The organism is Nostoc sp. LEGE 12454, assembly GCF_056620565.1.
This window is the reverse complement of the sequence record NZ_JBWQXL010000121.1, coordinates 1-1,130: the sequence shown is the minus strand read 5'-3', so window position 1 is coordinate 1,130 and position 1,130 is coordinate 1. Positions and strand designations below refer to the sequence as shown.

Here is a 1,130-nt window from a genome sequence, read left to right as displayed (position 1 = left end):
ATACCATTTCTGTATGAAGCTGCGCTAAATTATTCACAAGGGTGTATTTGGTACAAGTGTGATGGGTCTCAAATTGCAAGTTGAGATTAAACAGAGCCGAGAAGAATTGGAAAAAGCTGTTAAATATGCCGCAGAAGCTAGTAGCAAAGAGCGATTACAAATGCTCTACTGGCTAAAAACTGGTCAAGCTACAAGTAGGCGATCGCTGGCAGAACGTTTAGGGCGTGATGAAGCAACAATAACTCGTTGGTTGAAAAAATATAAAGATGGGGGATACAGAGGTTTGTTAGAGGTGAAACAAGCACCGGGTAAAGAGCCGATAGTTGCTGGAGAACACTTAGAACGTTTAAAGCGAAAATTGTCCGAACCACAAGGATTTCATAGCTATAGTCAGATTCAACAATGGTTAATGGGCGAATTAGGACTCAATATTGCTTATAAAACGGTATACCAACTAGTACGGTACAAACTTGGTGCCAAACTCAAAGTTCCTCGTCCCAAAAGTACCAAACAACATCCAGAGAGTCTATCTCACTTTAAAAAAAACTCCCTCTAGCACTCAAATTTTTACAAGATGAATTTGGGTCAGGCCATCGGCTTAGATATATGTGCCAAGACGAAACCCGCTTGGGATTAAAGACAATTGCAGGACGTTTAATTACCGCTCCTGGGATAAAACCCATAGGTTTGAGTCAGTGGCAACGCGATAATTTTTACTTGTATGGTGTCGTAGAACCCCTAAGTGGGTATAGTTTTTTCTACGAATTTTCCCACCTTGACGGTGACTGTTTTCAAAAGTTTTTAGAATTGCTGTCTGCGGATCTCGGCGATGACGTTGCAGTTATTCAGTTTGATCAAGGCTCGTTCCACACCATTAAAACCCTTGATTGCCCGGAAAATATTATCCCCATTTTTCAACCACCTCACTCTCCAGAACTAAACCCAATTGAGAGGTTTTGGGAGTTACTCAAAAGCAAACTTCAATGGGAAAATTGCAAAACCCTTACCCAACTACGTCAAAAGCTAGCTTCCGTCTTAGAAACAATTACACCAGAACACATTGCCTCCCTTACTTCTTACGACTTTATTCTCGAAGCTTTATTTAGCGCAGCTTCATAAAGAATTGGTAT

The 1,130-nt window shown here is 40.8% G+C and carries 1 protein-coding gene and 1 pseudogene; both read left to right on the top strand.

The annotated features are described in order from the left end of the window. Positions 1 to 61: 61 nt before the first annotated feature. Positions 62 to 556, top strand: a complete 495-nt coding sequence (locus tag AC1F2U_RS34725; RefSeq protein WP_480265275.1) for a helix-turn-helix domain-containing protein — start codon at positions 62 to 64, stop codon at positions 554 to 556. Between the two features lie 47 nt (positions 557 to 603). Continuing rightward, positions 604 to 1,119 (top strand): annotated as a pseudogene (locus tag AC1F2U_RS34720) (IS630 family transposase); the annotation flags it as partial. Positions 1,120 to 1,130 lie beyond the last annotated feature (11 nt).